At 59.6% G+C, this 15,350-nt stretch carries 29 protein-coding genes and 1 pseudogene; 14 read left to right on the forward strand and 16 right to left on the reverse strand.

What is annotated here, in order from left to right:
• Positions 1 to 210 carry an excisionase gene (locus NCT05_RS17440; RefSeq protein WP_350030091.1) on the reverse strand — a complete coding sequence of 70 codons (210 nt, stop codon included), beginning with the start codon at positions 208 to 210 and terminating at the stop codon, positions 1 to 3.
• Positions 211 to 654: 444 nt separating this feature from the next.
• On the opposite strand from NCT05_RS17440, the gene NCT05_RS17445 reads away from it, so the two are divergent.
• Positions 655 to 852 (forward strand): hypothetical protein, encoded by a 198-nt coding sequence (locus tag NCT05_RS17445; RefSeq protein WP_250502787.1) that lies wholly within the window; start codon positions 655 to 657, stop codon positions 850 to 852.
• Here the strand turns inward: NCT05_RS17445 and NCT05_RS17450 are convergent, their stop codons facing one another.
• From NCT05_RS17450 to NCT05_RS17480, 7 genes are all read right to left on the reverse strand, one after another.
• Positions 853 to 1,140, reverse strand: a complete 288-nt coding sequence (locus NCT05_RS17450) for a DUF4031 domain-containing protein (RefSeq protein WP_250502788.1) — start codon at positions 1,138 to 1,140, stop codon at positions 853 to 855. It lies immediately after the preceding gene.
• Positions 1,140 to 1,346, reverse strand: coding sequence for a hypothetical protein (locus NCT05_RS17455; protein ID WP_250502789.1), 207 nt, complete (start codon positions 1,344 to 1,346; stop codon positions 1,140 to 1,142). Before NCT05_RS17455 ends, NCT05_RS17450 begins: the two co-directional genes overlap by 1 nt.
• The gene (locus tag NCT05_RS17460) at positions 1,343 to 2,602 is read right to left on the reverse strand and encodes a hypothetical protein (RefSeq protein WP_250502790.1); all 1,260 of its coding nucleotides are present in this window, start codon (positions 2,600 to 2,602) and stop codon (positions 1,343 to 1,345) included. Before NCT05_RS17460 ends, NCT05_RS17455 begins: the two co-directional genes overlap by 4 nt.
• Positions 2,603 to 2,610: 8 nt before the next feature.
• Positions 2,611 to 2,805, reverse strand: a complete 195-nt coding sequence (locus tag NCT05_RS17465) for a hypothetical protein (protein WP_250502791.1) — start codon at positions 2,803 to 2,805, stop codon at positions 2,611 to 2,613.
• A complete protein-coding gene (locus NCT05_RS17470) occupies positions 2,802 to 3,065 on the reverse strand; it encodes a hypothetical protein (protein ID WP_250459826.1) in 264 nt (87 codons plus the stop codon). Before NCT05_RS17470 ends, NCT05_RS17465 begins: the two co-directional genes overlap by 4 nt.
• On the reverse strand, positions 3,062 to 3,754 hold the full coding sequence (locus tag NCT05_RS17475) for an HNH endonuclease signature motif containing protein (protein ID WP_250502792.1): 693 nt from the start codon (positions 3,752 to 3,754) through the stop codon (positions 3,062 to 3,064). The genes NCT05_RS17470 and NCT05_RS17475 overlap by 4 nt, the downstream gene beginning before the upstream one ends.
• 791 nt (positions 3,755 to 4,545) lie before the next feature.
• Entirely contained in the window at positions 4,546 to 4,845 is a 300-nt protein-coding gene (locus NCT05_RS17480; RefSeq protein ID WP_250502794.1) for a hypothetical protein, read from the reverse strand.
• A gap of 120 nt (positions 4,846 to 4,965) precedes the next feature.
• Here NCT05_RS17480 and NCT05_RS17485 point away from each other — a divergent pair, with 120 nt between their 5' ends.
• Positions 4,966 to 5,184, forward strand: a complete 219-nt coding sequence (locus tag NCT05_RS17485; RefSeq protein WP_250502795.1) for a hypothetical protein — start codon at positions 4,966 to 4,968, stop codon at positions 5,182 to 5,184.
• A gap of 503 nt (positions 5,185 to 5,687) precedes the next feature.
• Here NCT05_RS17485 and NCT05_RS17490 read toward each other — a convergent pair.
• From NCT05_RS17490 to NCT05_RS17505, 5 genes are all read right to left on the reverse strand, one after another.
• Positions 5,688 to 6,335: a DUF1281 family ferredoxin-like fold protein gene (locus NCT05_RS17490; RefSeq protein WP_250502796.1), complete on the reverse strand. Its 648-nt coding sequence runs from the start codon at positions 6,333 to 6,335 to the stop codon at positions 5,688 to 5,690.
• Between the two features lie 68 nt (positions 6,336 to 6,403).
• Positions 6,404 to 6,553: a hypothetical protein gene (locus NCT05_RS17495; protein WP_250502797.1), complete on the reverse strand. Its 150-nt coding sequence runs from the start codon at positions 6,551 to 6,553 to the stop codon at positions 6,404 to 6,406.
• Between the two features lie 22 nt (positions 6,554 to 6,575).
• Complete coding sequence (locus NCT05_RS36795) at positions 6,576 to 6,698, reverse strand: hypothetical protein (protein ID WP_284507550.1); 123 nt, start codon at positions 6,696 to 6,698, stop codon at positions 6,576 to 6,578.
• Positions 6,695 to 6,856, reverse strand: a complete 162-nt coding sequence (locus NCT05_RS17500; protein ID WP_250502798.1) for a hypothetical protein — start codon at positions 6,854 to 6,856, stop codon at positions 6,695 to 6,697. Before NCT05_RS17500 ends, NCT05_RS36795 begins: the two co-directional genes overlap by 4 nt.
• Positions 6,857 to 6,866: 10 nt before the next feature.
• The gene (locus NCT05_RS17505; protein ID WP_096031377.1) at positions 6,867 to 7,007 is read right to left on the reverse strand and encodes a hypothetical protein; all 141 of its coding nucleotides are present in this window, start codon (positions 7,005 to 7,007) and stop codon (positions 6,867 to 6,869) included.
• Between the two features lie 258 nt (positions 7,008 to 7,265).
• On the opposite strand from NCT05_RS17505, the gene NCT05_RS17510 reads away from it, so the two are divergent.
• On the forward strand, positions 7,266 to 7,490 hold the full coding sequence (locus NCT05_RS17510) for a hypothetical protein (RefSeq protein ID WP_250502799.1): 225 nt from the start codon (positions 7,266 to 7,268) through the stop codon (positions 7,488 to 7,490).
• A 49-nt stretch (positions 7,491 to 7,539) separates the two neighbouring features.
• Here the strand turns inward: NCT05_RS17510 and NCT05_RS17515 are convergent, their stop codons facing one another.
• Genes NCT05_RS17515 through NCT05_RS17525 form a run of 3 tightly spaced genes read right to left on the reverse strand, consistent with a single transcriptional unit; the run spans position 7,540 to position 9,922 of the window.
• Positions 7,540 to 8,244, reverse strand: coding sequence for a DUF1828 domain-containing protein (locus tag NCT05_RS17515; protein ID WP_250502800.1), 705 nt, complete (start codon positions 8,242 to 8,244; stop codon positions 7,540 to 7,542).
• A 50-nt stretch (positions 8,245 to 8,294) separates the two neighbouring features.
• Positions 8,295 to 8,870, reverse strand: coding sequence for a hypothetical protein (locus NCT05_RS17520; RefSeq protein ID WP_250502801.1), 576 nt, complete (start codon positions 8,868 to 8,870; stop codon positions 8,295 to 8,297).
• Between the two features lie 38 nt (positions 8,871 to 8,908).
• On the reverse strand, positions 8,909 to 9,922 hold the full coding sequence (locus NCT05_RS17525; RefSeq protein ID WP_250502802.1) for a S24 family peptidase: 1,014 nt from the start codon (positions 9,920 to 9,922) through the stop codon (positions 8,909 to 8,911).
• Between the two features lie 83 nt (positions 9,923 to 10,005).
• On the opposite strand from NCT05_RS17525, the gene NCT05_RS17530 reads away from it, so the two are divergent.
• The 11 genes and pseudogenes from NCT05_RS17530 to NCT05_RS17575 all read left to right on the forward strand — a co-directional run.
• Entirely contained in the window at positions 10,006 to 10,269 is a 264-nt protein-coding gene (locus NCT05_RS17530) for a transcriptional regulator (RefSeq protein ID WP_250497210.1), read from the forward strand.
• A gap of 78 nt (positions 10,270 to 10,347) precedes the next feature.
• Positions 10,348 to 10,572, forward strand: a complete 225-nt coding sequence (locus tag NCT05_RS17535; RefSeq protein WP_061163914.1) for a hypothetical protein — start codon at positions 10,348 to 10,350, stop codon at positions 10,570 to 10,572.
• 328 nt (positions 10,573 to 10,900) lie between these two features.
• On the forward strand, positions 10,901 to 11,122 hold the full coding sequence (locus NCT05_RS17540; RefSeq protein WP_250502803.1) for a hypothetical protein: 222 nt from the start codon (positions 10,901 to 10,903) through the stop codon (positions 11,120 to 11,122).
• Positions 11,119 to 11,307 (forward strand): hypothetical protein, encoded by a 189-nt coding sequence (locus NCT05_RS17545; RefSeq protein ID WP_250502804.1) that lies wholly within the window; start codon positions 11,119 to 11,121, stop codon positions 11,305 to 11,307. The genes NCT05_RS17540 and NCT05_RS17545 overlap by 4 nt, the downstream gene beginning before the upstream one ends.
• 7 nt (positions 11,308 to 11,314) lie before the next feature.
• Positions 11,315 to 11,992, forward strand: coding sequence for a phage antirepressor KilAC domain-containing protein (locus tag NCT05_RS17550; protein WP_250502805.1), 678 nt, complete (start codon positions 11,315 to 11,317; stop codon positions 11,990 to 11,992).
• Position 11,993: 1 nt separating this feature from the next.
• A complete protein-coding gene (locus NCT05_RS17555; protein WP_250502807.1) occupies positions 11,994 to 13,166 on the forward strand; it encodes a replication protein in 1,173 nt (390 codons plus the stop codon).
• Positions 13,163 to 13,696, forward strand: coding sequence for a DUF1064 domain-containing protein (locus NCT05_RS17560; protein WP_250502808.1), 534 nt, complete (start codon positions 13,163 to 13,165; stop codon positions 13,694 to 13,696). The genes NCT05_RS17555 and NCT05_RS17560 overlap by 4 nt, the downstream gene beginning before the upstream one ends.
• Positions 13,696 to 14,103 carry a hypothetical protein gene (locus NCT05_RS17565; RefSeq protein WP_250502810.1) on the forward strand — a complete coding sequence of 136 codons (408 nt, stop codon included), beginning with the start codon at positions 13,696 to 13,698 and terminating at the stop codon, positions 14,101 to 14,103. Before NCT05_RS17560 ends, NCT05_RS17565 begins: the two co-directional genes overlap by 1 nt.
• Positions 14,100 to 14,567: a hypothetical protein gene (locus tag NCT05_RS17570; RefSeq protein WP_250497217.1), complete on the forward strand. Its 468-nt coding sequence runs from the start codon at positions 14,100 to 14,102 to the stop codon at positions 14,565 to 14,567. Before NCT05_RS17565 ends, NCT05_RS17570 begins: the two co-directional genes overlap by 4 nt.
• Entirely contained in the window at positions 14,564 to 14,695 is a 132-nt protein-coding gene (locus NCT05_RS36800) for a hypothetical protein (protein WP_284507552.1), read from the forward strand. Before NCT05_RS17570 ends, NCT05_RS36800 begins: the two co-directional genes overlap by 4 nt.
• A pseudogene (locus NCT05_RS17575) lies at positions 14,692 to 15,099 on the forward strand (hypothetical protein); the annotation flags it as partial. The gene NCT05_RS36800 and the pseudogene NCT05_RS17575, both read left to right, overlap by 4 nt.
• Between the last annotated feature and the right edge of the window lie 251 nt (positions 15,100 to 15,350).

Below are 15,350 nucleotides of genomic sequence, written 5' to 3' on the forward strand. Positions count from 1 at the left end.
TTAGCGTGCAATGCGTTGAGCGAGACTCGGGCGGATGCTTCTGTCCTGGTACGTCGCGTTGTCTTCGACATAGTACGAACGACCTACCTTGATGGGCGGCGGGTATATTTTCCCGTCTCGGATCCAGAGGCGCGCGGTTCGTATAGCCGGCGCTGGCTCGAAGTGACGCTTGATCCATTCATCCAGTCTGACTTTCATTAGATCCCCCATGCTTCGCGCGTGACGCGCAACAATTCTTCAGTTCTGTTCCAGATCACAGCTAGGCCCGCTCGTTGCTCAAGTGTTGTCACCGTCGAAGGAGGCATCCATGTGCTACGGAAACCCTCACGATCTGCTCGAGCTCGTTGCGAGCGCGCTACCGCTGCGTAACGAACTAGGGCACACAGGGCAAGAGGATTTCGAATACTTCTGTGCATACACCGGGCTTCGAGAGGAGAACGTCGGCGCCGACGCGTTTGCATGGGCGAAACTTGCCTTCCTGTCTGCGTGGAGACGCCGAACCGATGCCCGTGCCGAACATTCGATCGAGTGGCTACCGCCGCCGAGAGGCGCTCGGATGGCTCTAGAGCTAGGCGCGTTACGCGCATGGATTGATCAGTTCGCTGCTTCATTTCAATGCCTAAAGTTTTGTCTGTTGCTGCCGATAACGCGGGCATGAACAAAATCCAAGCCCAAACCCTTCTCGAGTCCGCCGACGCTGTTGCGATGGCAGACGTTCTCAAACAATTTGGCCACTACGATGACGACAGCAAAGAGCACGGCGACGTGTACTGGCGTGCCTTCGTTCACAAGCTGGCTGAAAAGGCGCCGAACTGGAAGCTGCCCGATCTGATGGCGCTGGCGCATTCCTGATCAACCTTCGGTGACGGGCACACGTGCGGCAATCTCCAAGCGTTTGCGTTTGAGGATTGCCGCAACGCCTTGGCGATCGATCTCGAGCGCGCCCGCGGCAACTGCGAGCGCACGCTTCGACAGCGCAATGTCGAAGTGCTCGTGATACGTGCCCGCTTTCTGAATCCACTTCCGCGCGACGCCGATTCTGTCGGCCATTGCCATAAGCTCGGCGCTGGAATCCGCCAGCATGTGGCACATCACCATGCGGCCGTACGCGGCTTTCATGTCGTCGACGTAGACCGCCATCAGGCGCCTCCCTCTTTGCTCGCCACGCTCGACGCGCGCTTAGCCATGTCCTCGTGCATCGCTTTCCATGCGGCGAGTACGACGTCCTCGGTGAATGTTCCGTCGAGTTCCATGCGGATGCCGCGCGCGGTTCGAATCGAGAACACGACGCGCGTATCGCCGGCTTTCGGCACGTCGCGGCCGATGCTTGCTTTGAACTGGCTCATCCCTGTTTCTCCTTCCCGTCTGCGCATCTCTGCGCGGCGATGGCGCGATCAATGGCGGTGTTGAGCGTGTCCGCGCTTTCGCCAACGAGTCCAAACGCCTTTACCTGAACAAGCGATTCGCCATCGGCATCACAGGCATAGACATCCTCGAAGTGATCGCGAAGCCACCGATAGCGCTCGGCGTCGCGCGCATCTTTCATCGCCCGCTGCGCCCAACTATGGCGGCTCTTCGACAGGCAAGGAATGCACTCTTTCGGGCATCCGACTTCGAGATAGTGCGGCGGCTTTCCCGCTTCAGGATGCGGATTCACGCTTATTGGGAGGCCGCACTTGTGGCACGCCTGCCGTTCCGCATCCCGGCTGTCAGCGCTCGGGGCGACATAACCGCTGTGCTTGTCCGCGTCGTAGTCGAGAATCCATGGCTCCTTGTCCAACTCGCCAATCATCCAGCGCATACGGTCGGCTTCGTATCGAACGCGGTCGGGATACTCGGACCTGTCGATCGTGATGCCTTCGCTGATGTCACCACGATGCAGAATGGCCGTCCAATTCGTCTTGCCGTTGCTCTCCGGCATCGAGCCATACCAGACGGTAAGCGCCTCGCTCGATGTGTCAGCGCTCGGGGCGATGGGAGCGGCGTTTAGCACTTCCTCTGCAAAGTCCAGATAGAAGAATGTCGAACGTGATCCCTTGTGCTTTTCCCATGCGGCCTCAACGATTGCGCAGAGGGCTGGGTTGCTGTCGTCAACTCGCCACGCCACCGGCTTCGCCTGCCCTTCACTCGCGCCTGCTGCAAGTCGGTAGTCGTGCGTGAGTCGCTCTTTCAGCGCGTCGATGACTTCAGGCATTCCGCGCACGACCATGTGCTCGTTGCTGCCTACCGGCATGAATTCCATCGTGGCACTCGCCCCCGCCGCATCGGCTACCGAAGGCGCGGGAGGGGCGGCGTATCGATTGACGATATGCCGGATGCTCAATTCGACGGCGCTCTTGTAGCTGTCGAGCGACTCGTAAAGCGTGCCGCTATCGCGATATGCCGCTTCCCACTGGCGCGCTTCTTGGACAAGGCTCCACAGGTCTTTCTGCATGTCGGTCGCCTTCGCCCCCGCTGTGTCGGCGATGCTCGCGGAGGGTGGGATGTCGCATTGCGTGAACAGTGCGTCGTGCCATGCAATCTGCCAAGTGAACCAGTCGACGTTCATCCCGGCTTTGCGCTGCTGCTCGAAGCCTTCGCGCATCGGATTTTGATTGGTCATGATGTGTCTCAATATGGCGGGTGGGCGGCGTCGAACGCTTCAGCCTGTCGAAGCTGCGCGGCGATGCGCAGCATCTCGTCGTGGTCGCGCTTCGCTTCGCGGCAGTCGTCCCAGCGTCCGAACGTGCCGTGCGCGGCGCGGATCCCTTCAGCTTCGCGCTCAAGGATCGCTGCGGCGCGGTCGAGCAGGGCGCGCGGCTTCATTTGATCTGGTGGCGACGAATGCCGGTGATGCCGCTCGGGAGTTGCGGCTGCTTTTCCTCATCGTCGGGCAGCATGAAATCCGAGCCGGTTGCGCCGGACGCCTTGATGAAATCGACCTCGACCTTCGCGCTGTCGACCAGGACGCGCGCGACATCGGCGACTGCGCGGGCGCGCTCGACTTCCATGGGGTTTTCGCGATTTCGCAGATCCGCGAGGGTGTCCAGCAGGTGCTGACGGACTGTGCTGATGTTGTTGCTCATGACTGTTTCTCCTTCGCCTCGCGGGCGATGCGGTTGATCTGACGAGTGATTGCGCCTTTCAGTTGAACCAGCTTGGCCAGCTCGGGATCTCGCGTTACAGGATGGTTGCGCCGCGCGAGCTCGGCGCGGCTGACGAGTTCGAGTGCGTCGAGCGTGATGTACTCCGCATCGGCGGTGCGACGACCGGGCAGAAAGCAGACGACGTGGCCTGGAGGAATTGGGCCGTGCGCGGCTTCCCAGACAAGACAGTGCACGCCGACCCAGCGCCGCGCCGGCACCGGATGATCGTCGGTCACCTTTCGTTCGAGGTAGCCGTCCTTGCTGAGGCGCTCGGATCCGATCGGTACATAGTTGTGCTGCGCTGCGCCGCTCATCGAGCCTTTCTTGAACTGCGTGCGGCGGCAGTTCTCATGCGTGCCGCAGATGCCCTTGACTCCCTTGTTCCATGACTGCCGCCCCTTTTTGAACTGCGTCGCAACCATTCGCGCATCCGTGCGGCCGCGCGCGATACGCCCGCTCAGATCTGAAGCCATGTAGGCGGGCGACTTCTTCAGGCCCAGCTCGGCAGCTTTGCGATACACAGATTCGAGTGGCCGGCCGATCTCGCGCGCGAGTGCCGAGGTTTCCCTGTCGGGATAGCCATTCGTCAACTGCGCGATTTGTTCACCTGTCCAAAAGCGTCGCTGCATGGCGACCTCCAAATAACTGCGTTGCCAATCCTGATCTCGACGCGCATACCGACGATCTCCGCGACCATCTCCACGAATCGCTCGCAGAGCCTTTGGATTTGCTGTGTCGTCGGCTTCCGAGCGAGCCCGATCGATTCGAGTGCGTCCAGCAGCGCGCGGAAGGTGGGGAGTAGGCGGGTCATTAGGGCGTCCAAGCGATTTAACGACGGGAATCTCATATAGCGCGTATAGTGGTCTGGCATGCCGCTCCTGGTGTGTAGGAGCAAGCATGGAAAACCTATCGTGTGTGCCATATCGCGGGTACACCATCGACGTTCGCGTCGTCACAAGCAAATCACCGTCACTGGATGGCCAACAGGTTCGATACGCTGTCTCGTGGTCGATCCTTTCCTCGAACCCTCTCGCAACGCCTGTCATAAGCCTGCCCGAGCAACTTAATTTCCTTACGCCCGAAGCGGGATTCAAATATGCCGAACGGCAAGCGAAGAGGTACATCGATGGTTGCGTCAACGATGGAAGTGCCGATGCAGCACCAGATGAATCATCTTTCCGGAGTTGAGCATGTCGCGACTGTTGAGAATCGGAACACTGGACTTTCACGTGTTGGTTGAACCGCTGGTGGGCGGAGGATTCAGCTACGCTTGCGTTGAAATCGATCGAACGAGGCCTCAGGTTGATCGGATCCACTTCGAAAGCTCCCTTCGATATGAAAGTGAAGATGCTGCATACGCTGGCGGCTCGGCCTACGCTCGGAAGCAGGGGCGACGAGTGCTGAAATAGAGAGCCGCTTATTACGGCTTTCCCGTTTCCGCCGCAAATTTCAGGTACTCCGCATAGTCCGGCCAGTAGCGCTTCCTATTCGACGCGTGCTGCTTCGGCGTGCTGTCCCATTCGACGACGGCCGCGGTGACGGTCGGCCAGTGGTCGGGATTCTTGCCTTCGGCGACGGACTGCGCGCGTTGCTTCGTCAGATAGTCGCCCCAGAACTTATTGAACGCCGCCGCCACTTTGTCGGCTTCCTCTTTGGACGGTGCCGCGATGATGTCGTCTGGGCCTTGGATGCGGAGCATCCACAAGTTTTTTTCGCTCACGCTTGCCTCATTTTCGGTTTTCGACTCCTAAATGCCACTCGGCTCTGCAATCTCTCGGCTTCCGCCTCTTAAGAAGCGCACAATCAGTTTTCCGTTGTCATACCTACTGCTGGAATCGCCATGACACGCTTGATCAAGGTCGGAAATCATGAGTACCACGTCGTGGTACATCCGCTGCTGGCGGGCGGCTTCGCCTTTACAGTCGTTGACATCGACCTGACCGGTCCTAAAGTCACCGAGGCTCGTCATGACAGTGAGATCAGATTTCCTACCGAACAGGATGCCTATGAACGGGGCTCCGTCTACGCTCGTCGGCGCGCTAGATTGTTCAGACGGTAACCGGCACAAGGCGATTTTCTGTTCTGCGCTCTCGAATCCGTCGGTCTCTCCGCATAGCAGGGCTTGATGACTGCTCGAACGTTTTGCGTAAGTTTCGTGCACAGTCTGCATAACTAACCTAGGACGTTCCTTTCATGAACGGAAAACCTCAGCTACCCGTGTTGCGCTTGGACGGCGATCTCTTCTTCAATCAACGACTTGCCAACAAGACATATCGAATCCAAGTGACAAGCGAATGCCTCGCTGATATTTTCGGTTCTGACGGTTCGTTAGAAGCCGACGTCCGAGCTTTGCAAGGCAACATTCAATTGATCGTTACAATCGCGACCCACAAAATAATGGCCGGCACGAATTCGACAATTAGAATTCGGTGCGCCGACTTTAGGCGCTTCGCCTCGCTAGGCGCCGATGCCGATGGTCGCTCTCGGTGAAGATCACTTAGTCGTCCGCCCCGCCAATAAGCCGGCAGCCGGATTACGCGCCGGCACGCGGTTCGTGGAAAATCAGTCTTCGTCGTCGGACGGATTCCAGCCCTTGACGTCGCATGCGAACGCACGCCACTTCGCCTTCTGCTCGTCGGTCATGTCGCGCCACGACGGTGCGATGTCCGAGCTGATGACGGATCCAGCCTTCAAGGTGAACGTGCCGCAGTTGCTGCCGATGTCCTCGTCGGCGAAAGTGACCTCGATCTGGTCGTCAGGGAATTGGCTCGAAAGCTTCGTCAGAACAGGTTCAGGGCAGCTCCACGCGGTGTCGAACTGCGCCGTGCCCGCCGCGACGTCGACAACGCATTCGTAGGCATTCCACTTCGTGCCCCATTGCTGGCGGGCGAAGGCCATGCCGTGGAAGACGCCGCACTTGCGGAAATTGCGAAGCATCTGCACGAACTGCTCGAACGACTCGTCACTCAGGTTTTGAACCTTCGTCTCGGCTCGATTTGCGGCTTCCAGTGAAGCGAGCAACGGGTGATCGCTGAGCGGCTTTCCCGTGACGACTTCGGCGAGATTTTCAGCGGCCATGTTCACGCCGTCCCACGGAAACTCTCCGGTGAAGGCGATGACGCGCCCGAAGTCGACGTTTCCCTTCTCATTGACGAGCGCAGCGATGACATGGCTCGGAGCTTTGATCTTGTTCGTTACGTGGTTCGGCATGGTGTCTTCTCTTTTCACTTTTGGCCCTAAGGCCTTCAGAATGCCCGTTCAACCGCTGGGCGAGGTATTCAGTGCGTGGACGGCCAGTTGATGCGCTTCTTTTGCTGCTCAAGCTCTGCGAGTCGGCGTTTTGCGCTGGCATCGGCACCGCTCACAAGCGCGATCGCCGCAACCATCGTCACGACAAACAGAAGGACTACTATCTGATACGTGTTCATGGTGAGCCTTTACGGGATCGCGTTATGCGCAGTGGACGACTGTGCAGCGTTCGATGCGAGCGGCGCGGTCGTCGATCTCCGCACAGATCGCGAGATAAGCCGCTGCGACCAGAAACGTGATGCCCCAGATCTGCCAGAGCTTCACGCCAACACCCCGGCGCGGAAGGCGACGCACAGGAACCACACTGCGCCGATCGCGACACCGTACAGACCGGCAACGCCGACCGCTTTGTAGATCTTCTCGACGTCCTGCAGCCGCGTGATGTCGCGGAGCATCGCGTTGTCGTTGAGAACGCGTTCCATCTTCCTGTCCTTATCCGCCGGCCCGAACGTCGGCGACGCCCGGGGCGATGATGTTGAGTGCGTATTCACGCAGGAGATGTTCGATGAGCGCGCCGGCGCCACCTTGCGCAAGACGCTTCAGTTCGAGTAGATCGCTTGCCAGCCAGCTCACGTGCTATCTCCTGTCCACTTGCCGGACAGGAAGCCCTGAGTACAAGACACTGATCGCTTCCCAGTGCCCTGAGATCAGGGCTCCCGGTTTATCCCCGGAGCGCTTCGTTGAGCGCATGGGATGAAGCATAAACATACGTTTAGCCAATGTCAAAACAAATGTTTATGCGGAGCCAAAGAAATTTGTAACAACGCGGTTCAGCGCTTTCTGAGTGTCGCGGGCGTCCCGATACAATCAGACGAAACACGGGAGGGGGATATGTGGACAGCTATCTGGATCGCCGTCGGCGTCGGGCTATTCGCTGTGCTGCTCTTGGCGCTTCGGGAGTTCTTGCTCTGGGTGCGCGAGGGCGTTCTGTGGTATTGGAGGATCCCGGATCGAATCGAACTCATGGAAGAGATCCGAGACGAGCAGCGTGCACTGAATGCTAAACGCGTGGCGGCCGACGAGCCGGCGGTGTTTTCTTGGCGGCGCGATAGCTGAAAAGGAAAGACCCGCCGAAGCGGGTCAGCGGATGCCGCATTTCGATTGCTTAATGCACAGTCGGACGTCCCGCTGCCTGAACCAGACTCGTAAAGAGCATGGCGCTCGCCATGGAGCCAATGATCTGCTTCTCAGTCTCGGCTCGTTCAAAGTCGTGACGATCATCGATGACCACGCGAATCTTTGGAGGTTCGCCCGGCGCGCTCAATACATCGCCTAACTTACGCATCAGACTTCCTGTTGCCTGATGACTCGGTGTAACAACGTCGACAAGTTCGTCTCCCCACAGGAACGCGAAAGTGTAGTCGTGTGCGGAAATACCCTTGACCTTAGGATGCCGGACGATCGTTGCCGCTGGCCGCCATGCACGCAGGTATTGCTCGACGTCATCAGCAAAATTGTTGACAGTTTCCGGCACCCCCCGCCAAGCCAGTTCCTGCGCTGCAATCGCGAGAAGTCCTGCGATGTACGATGCGATCTTGTGTTGTGCCTCACCAGCCCCGGCCAACGCTCGGATTTCGCCATTTGCCTCGAGCGACATCCCGTACGGGGCAATGGTGTTCCTGATAAGGGACGCTCGCCTCCAGTTGAACGGGTCAAGCCCGACGGTACTCAGGTGATATAGGGTGTCACCGTTGTCGCTCAGCACCGAGTGGGCACCATGTTCAACGACGTAGAAGACAATTGCCGAGCCGTCCGAGAAGCTGAACGGTGTGCCGATCTCAAGCGCGGCGTCGCCATTCACCGTTTTCACGGGGCGGCAGTCGTACGAGAAGGTTTGGCGTAGCCAGCTGCAATCGATAGTCATGGCAGAATAATGCGTCCGCTGAAACAGATATTCGAACGCTCACAGAGTATCGCAAAAAGGTCACTTAGGCTTGTGTCGCATGACACGTTGTACCCTTGCAAACCCTGTGCCTTGTCGCCCCGATGTTCGTGGGGGCCGTAGATGGTGTTCCCGGGTTCATTGTGCGTTCGTTTGCCGACCGGTTGAATTTCAATCTGGTGAACGCGCCACTTAACCGCTTTTCGCAAGACGAAAACAGAGACAGTGTTCCGACACGCGTCTATAAGCAGCGGAGCTTTGGCTTCAAGTTCCACGGTCATCCCGGGAATCGTTGCGCCAAATTCGTCTTCGACACGTGCAGAGGCTATGAGATAGCCGACGTGGTTTTTCCTCGGAGTCAACTCGAGGTTGCCATTTAACACTTTTGCGATGGCGATCAACTTCTCAGCTTCCGCAGCGGCTAGGTCTGGCATCTCTTTTAGTTTTTCTACTGCTGACGGAAGCGACGCGTCAGCAATCGATTCGATCCGGGCAGCGCTCACGATGTTGATTTGACGGCTGAAGCGGTCGCGAACGTCGTCATTCCCCCTCAACGACCTGCCGCTCGGTACGGCAGCCCACGAAGAGGCTGTCAGTCGGGGCGCCACATTGCACGTTTCGCGATGCCGGCCACGTAATGCATCTTCTCGATTTCTTCGTCCGTGAAGGCCACTGGAGGGTGGGCGTCATTTGTGGAGATGAGGTGCGTCCGCCCTGAGCGGCGATACAGGAACTCCTTGACCATCACTCGACCGTCGATGGACTTTACGAGCACCTCGTCGCCAGGCTCGATCTCATGGTTAGGCTCAACGACGACGAACTCCCCAGCCTTGATGCGAGGGCGCATCGAGTCGCCTTCACAGCGAAGCGCGTAGGCGTCGGGGTCGTTCGTCGGGAAATTAACGTAACCTTCCCCGTGACCGACCGGATATTCCAGGTCGGCCCAGTAGCCGTTATCTCCAAGTTGTGCCATGCCAACCACAGGTATTGCCTTCCAATTCGTTATGGGGATCGGCTGATACTCGTCCGCGAACCGAACAGTAACACCCGGATCTCCCTTTCCCTTCGTCAGCCAGACAGCGTTGATTCCGAACTTGTTCTGGAGGGCAACCGCCTGCTCCAAGGTTGGCGGATCACCTTCGCCTCGCAGCCACCTCTCGGCGACCGCTAGATCGACGTTCGCGGCCTTGGCTATCTCCGTCGCGGAAAGTCTGAGGGAATTGCCCGCAGCCTGCACGCGTTGAAGAGCTTCTGTCCGCCCAAGTTCTGTTCGGGAATGATCCGCCCGGGCTTGTGTCGGCGATTGCTCGATCTGGGCTGGATTCTGCCCGTTATTCGGCGGATTGGAATGATGATATGCGCTGCGGATCGCCAGCCACTCGTCGCGCGTTAGGTGGGTCAGGTCTTCCGAGAGGAGGCGCTCGACTGGGAGGCCGAAGAATCTGGCGAGGTCGGAGGCAATGTCCGACTTGCGGCTCTCGCGTTTTTCGAGCGCATAAATTTTTTGGCGGCCGGCAGCGCGCTCCAAGCCCAGGGCTTCCGCCAAGGGCTCCAGTGCGATGTCAGCTAAGGCCCTAAGGTGCTTGACGTTCTTTCCCAGACTCATGGGGCACATCGTATAAACAATTGTGTTCATGCGCCATAAACAAGAGTTTGCAAATCTTTAAACAAAGGTTTATGATGGCGGCTATGGATACCGCCGCCCAAAACCTCGCCCTCGACACCCTGAAGCTCGCCGTTTCTCTGTGCGACAGCCAGGCTGATTTTGCGCGCCGTATCGGCAGCAGCACGCAGGCCGTCTGGCAGTGGATAAACCGGGACAAGCGTGCTCCGGTCGAGGCCTGTCCGTTCATAGAGGACGCGCTGAAAGACGAACGCATCACATGCGAGAAGCTTCGCCCGGACTATCGAGGGTTCGAGATATTGCGTGTTTCTCGGACAGCCGAAATCTAGGTTGTGGAAAAGGAGGTTGGTCTCACCCGCGGTAAAGATGGTCATCGTTCAACTTTTTCTTTTTGTTAGGGAGGTTCTATGTCGCGTCGCGCCGAGTTTCGAAATGAAGTAAAGACCCGCCTCGAAGACCCCGTCTACGAGGGATTGCAGGCCTACAAGGCTCTGCATGGGATCGATCACGATTCCGCTGCGCTTGCTCGAATTGCCAAGCTTTTTCTGTTCGGCACGATTGGCACTTTGCCAGCGAATCTTTTGGGCGTCAGTGTCGCGGCGTCCCAGGTTGGGAGTGCTGTAACGGCATGAATGAAGCAAAAACCGGCCTTCTCGTTGAACTTCCGATTCCTGAAGCTGGGGAGTTGGCTGCTTTGGCGGCGAGTCTGGGCGTTTCAACTCAGAAATACCTCGGGTATCACGTCCTGCGCTCTGCATATGGACCGATGCACCCGGAAGTAGCCGCGTTTGAAGTGGCCCACGTTGGGCGGCGCGGGGAATAAAACGTCAGACAACTGACGGAGTTCGTCGGCTACGAGGCCGACACCTGCATGGATGAGTCGATACACAAGCAGCTTGGGCGCCAGGCTTCTTCTGTTCCGATTTAGTACTACTGACCGGCATGCCGGCGGGAGATCCCATGCAAAACAACTCGAATCCGGTTCTCTTTGCGCCGGAGCTGCCGCCGGAACTGCCGGCTGCGCAGCAGAAGCAGATCCGCGACGCCATGTGTGCGGTTGCGGCGCGCGGCGAGCGCTTTCCCGGCGAACTCGCTGCCGTTCGCGTCGGTCTTTCGCGCGAATTCGCAACCTTCAACGCTGACTGTTCCCGGGCGGCCAAGGCTTCGAAGGTGAAGCCATGAGCGCGCGCGATCTTCAGCCGTCGCTCGGCGGCGTGGATCTGCTTCATACCGGCCGCTTCTTCATCGGCCCGATGACGACCGATCAATCGACCACGTTGAATGCCGCGCCGAAGATCTGCATCGGCTGCGGTGCTCGCCAATTGGCTGACGGCAGCTTGCCGTGTGGCCACGACAACGACCTGTGAGTCATCCATGAACGATCTGACGACGCCCGGCGCTCCGACGATGTCGAGCCGCGAAATTGCCGAGTTGGTCGAGTCACGCCACGACAAGGTCAAGCAGTCGATCGAGCGGCTTGCCGCGCGCGGCGTGATCGCTCTTCCCCCGTTGGGGGAATACCTCGACAGCCTCGGTCGGCGCGCGGCAGAGTACCGAGTCGGCAAGCGCGATAGCTATGTGATCGTCGCCCAGCTCTCGCCGGAGTTCACCGCGCGCCTCGTCGATCGTTGGCAAGAGCTCGAATCGCGCGCGGCGCAACCGGCCGTCAATCTGGATGACCCGGCATTCCTGCGCGGCGCGCTGCTTCAGTACACGGAGCGCGTCATCGCGCTCGAGCAGAAGGTTGCGGAACAAGCGCCGGCTGTCGAATTCGCGCATGCCATCCGCGACACGAACGACGCGATCTCGATTGCGCATATGTCGGCGGTTCTCGGCATCGGCCGGAATCGCTTCTTCGCGCGCCTTCGCGCCGACCACATCCTGATGGCGGACAACCTGCCGTATCAGATCTACAAAGATCGCGGCTATTTCCGCGTCATCGAAAGCGTGTGGATCGATGAGGCAAAGGAGCCGCACCCGACGTTCAAGACGCTCGTGACGGGCCGCGGTCAAGTGTTCCTGCAGCGTAAATACGGCGCCGAGGCTGCGTGAAATGGCACTCGCTGACGTCATCCACATGCCGGAGTACCGCTCGCCGCAGCTCGAGCAAGGCTACACGCGCATCGCAAACGAACTGCTCGAGGCAATCACGCTCGCGCCGTTCAGCCAGAACCAGTACAAGGTCATCCTGACCGTCTGGCGCATGACGTACGGTTTCAACAAGCAGTCCGATCAGCTCGCGCTCAGCCAAATCATGGCGCGCACGGGTATGAAGAAGCCGCAGGCCTCCCTGGCCGTCTCGCAGCTCGTCGAGATGCGCGTGCTGCTTGCGGATGAGGGACGGCACGCTCGCGTGCTCTCGCTGAACAAGGTCTATTCGAAGTGGGCGCAGGATGTCCGGGTCATTCTTCCGTCGTGGGGTTCTGAAAACCAGAACCCTAAGGTTATGGAATCCGTAACGGAAGGTTCTGAAAGTCAGAACTCTACGGTTATGGAATCCAGAACCACAAAAGACAACTCCAAAAGAAAAGACCAAAAGACAACTCCAAAAGAAACCCTTTCGCGCTCGCTTCGCGAACGCTTTGAGATTTTCTGGGCGGCATACCCGCGTAAGCGATCGAAGAAAGCAGCAGAGAAGGCCTTTGCCAAGGTCAATCCGGACGAGCAGCTCTTCAACGACCTGATGAAAGGTCTGGAGCGGGCCAAGACTTCGGAGCAGTGGCGAACCCCGCAGTACCAGCCGCACGCGGCCACGTGGCTGAACGACGGCGGATGGATGGACGAGATCCAGAGCGCTTACAGCGATGCCGAACTTGCCGTGATCCGAGCCTTCAACGAGGCGCTCGGGGAGCGAGTCGGCACAGTGGACGAGGCTGCATTCGTCGAGGCGCGGGCCGGCGCAATCCGCGCGTTCCTTGGAAAGCTCGCCGCGGATCCGGAGGCGTGGAAGCGCTACTTCCCGGCCGTGCGCGACAAGGTCGAACTGCCGCCGCACGCGGGCTTCGACTACCTCATCAGCCCGAAAGGCTACGGCGACGTGCGCGGCCGCATGGCGATCAAGCGCAATCCGGACGGAACGCGCGTGCATGTGGGCGACTGGGATAAGTCCGCGAGCGGTATCAAGGCCAAGGCGAAGGAAATGGGCATCGCATTCGACGACGAAGAGCCGGTGCCTGCGATCGCCGTGCGCGTGCGTGCCGCAATTGCGAAGCAGGAGGAACAGTGAAGCGCTCCGCAGCCCTCCATTACCCGGAAGGAACGACGCATGTCGGCACGGCGCGCGTGCGCGAGGACCGCACGGTCGGGCCGGACTTCGCACGGCGCGAGCTGATGCGACGCACAGGCCAGCAGCCGACGAGTGAGTTCGACGACATTGCTTCCGGCTATGACCCGTTCGCGATGGCGCCGAAGGTTCCGGCCTCGAAGAAGAAGCCAGCGAAGTACCGCAACGAGAAGTGTGAGAGCGGCGGCATCAAGTTCGACAGCAAACGCGAGATGAAGCGCTGGCACGAGTTGATGCAGATGCAGGTGCGAGGCGAGATCAGCGAGTTGGAGCTACAGGTGCCGTTCGTCCTGGCTGAGCCTGTGGTGATCGCTGGACGAAAGCGGCCGGCGCTGCGGTACGTGGCGGATTTTGTGTACGAGAAGGGCGGCGAGACGGTCATTGAAGACGTGAAAGGCCGCGTAACCGAGGGATACCGCATCAAGCGCCATCTGATGGCGGCGCGCGGGCTGACGATCGTGGAGGTTAAGTGATGCGATGCAACGAGAACTACGCGAGGCAGGACCTGAGCGTGCGCGCGCCGATGAAAAAGACGCACAAGGTCATGCCGCTGAATCAGCGCCTGGTGCTTGAGGCACTGAAGCGGCGGCGGCATTCGACGCTGCGCGCCGTCGTGGAGGATCTGCAAATCTCGCGCGACATCCTGAAGAACGTCTTCGTGACGCTCGAAGCGCAGGGGTACATCGAGCGGGTCGGCAAGGGCTACCACGTTCATGGCGGACATCCGCCGGTCATGTACCGCTGGACTGGGAAAGCCTTCCCGTCTTCGTCTGAGTTTGAGCAATGCCGTACCGAGCGCGCGGCACCAGCTTCGCCGCACGTCGCCGCGTTAGTCGCCGGCATCCACGCCATGTGCAGCTTGGGAGGCGTCGCAGCATGAAAATCGGCGAATGGATTATCTCGCGCATCACGCGCCGCGCGCCGGATGTCGTTATCGGCGGGCACGACGACCCGTATCTGCTGCGCTGGTGGGTCATCCCGCGCAACCGATTCTTCAACGTCTATCTGCATCGCTTCATGCGAAGCGACGACGACCGGGCGCTGCACGATCACCCTTGGTCGAATCTGTCGATCCTACTGCGCGGCACGTACACCGAGCACACGATCGCGCCGGGCGGCATCAACGTGCGCACCGAGCGCACCGCGGGCCAGTGGAAGCTGCGCCTGTTTGGCACTTTCGCACACCGCATCGAGCTCACACACGGCGAGTGCTGGACGATCTTCGTCACCGGCCCACGCTATCGGCATTGGGGCTTTCACTGCCCGGAGCAGGGCTGGATCCATTGGCAACAGTTCACGGCGCCGGGCGACTCGGGCGCGATCGGCAAGGGATGCGATCAATGAAGAGCTATCAGTTTTATGGGCTGATGGGTGCCGTCTTGATGACGCCGCACTGCTCGACGGATTTCGGCATGAGTATGGCGATCGTCTGCTTGGTGATTGGCCTGATTTACGCGGTGGTCGAGAAATGAAGCGGACGAAGCCGCTCGTGAGCAAGACGCCGATGAAGCGATCGCCGTTCAAGACGGCGGACCGCGCGACCTCGCTGCGTCGCTCGAAGCTGAAGGCGCGCGTGAAGAAGCCGAAGGTCGCCGAAGGCTCGAAGTATCTGGCGGCGTGCCGTGGTGAGCCCTGCTACCTGAACGTGAAGTGCCCGTGGACGGATTGGGCGGATCCCACCGTCGTCGACTGCCATTCGAATCAATCGAAGCACGGGAAGGGCGGCGCGCTGAAGGCGAAGCATTGGTTCACGGTGCCGGGCTGTGCGGCCTGTCACGAGTGGCTCGACCGCAGCGGCGCGCCGTGGGAACAGAAATGCGCGGCATTCGACGACGCGCTCGCCCGGTGGGAGCCAGTGCGCGCTCGAAAGATGGGTATGAAGGAGGAAGAAAGTGCGGTGCCTGATTCGAATACCGACGGACACGCGCTGGCGCACGCCGCGCGGCCGCAACGGGAAGCGGTATGCCGTGGAGCCGTTTCAACTCACGGCGGCGTTGGAGACGACGGTCTACAGGGTGGCGCTTCCGAAGGCGCAGAACACAACCCGGCCGTTTGTCTGGGTTGATGCATGGATTCCGGAGGACCGGCGAGCAGGGATCCCGGTTCTCGACGATGGGTGGGTAGAGG

The organism is Caballeronia sp. AZ7_KS35 (assembly GCF_023631045.1).
In the GTDB taxonomy this organism is placed as follows: domain Bacteria; phylum Pseudomonadota; class Gammaproteobacteria; order Burkholderiales; family Burkholderiaceae; genus Caballeronia; species Caballeronia zhejiangensis.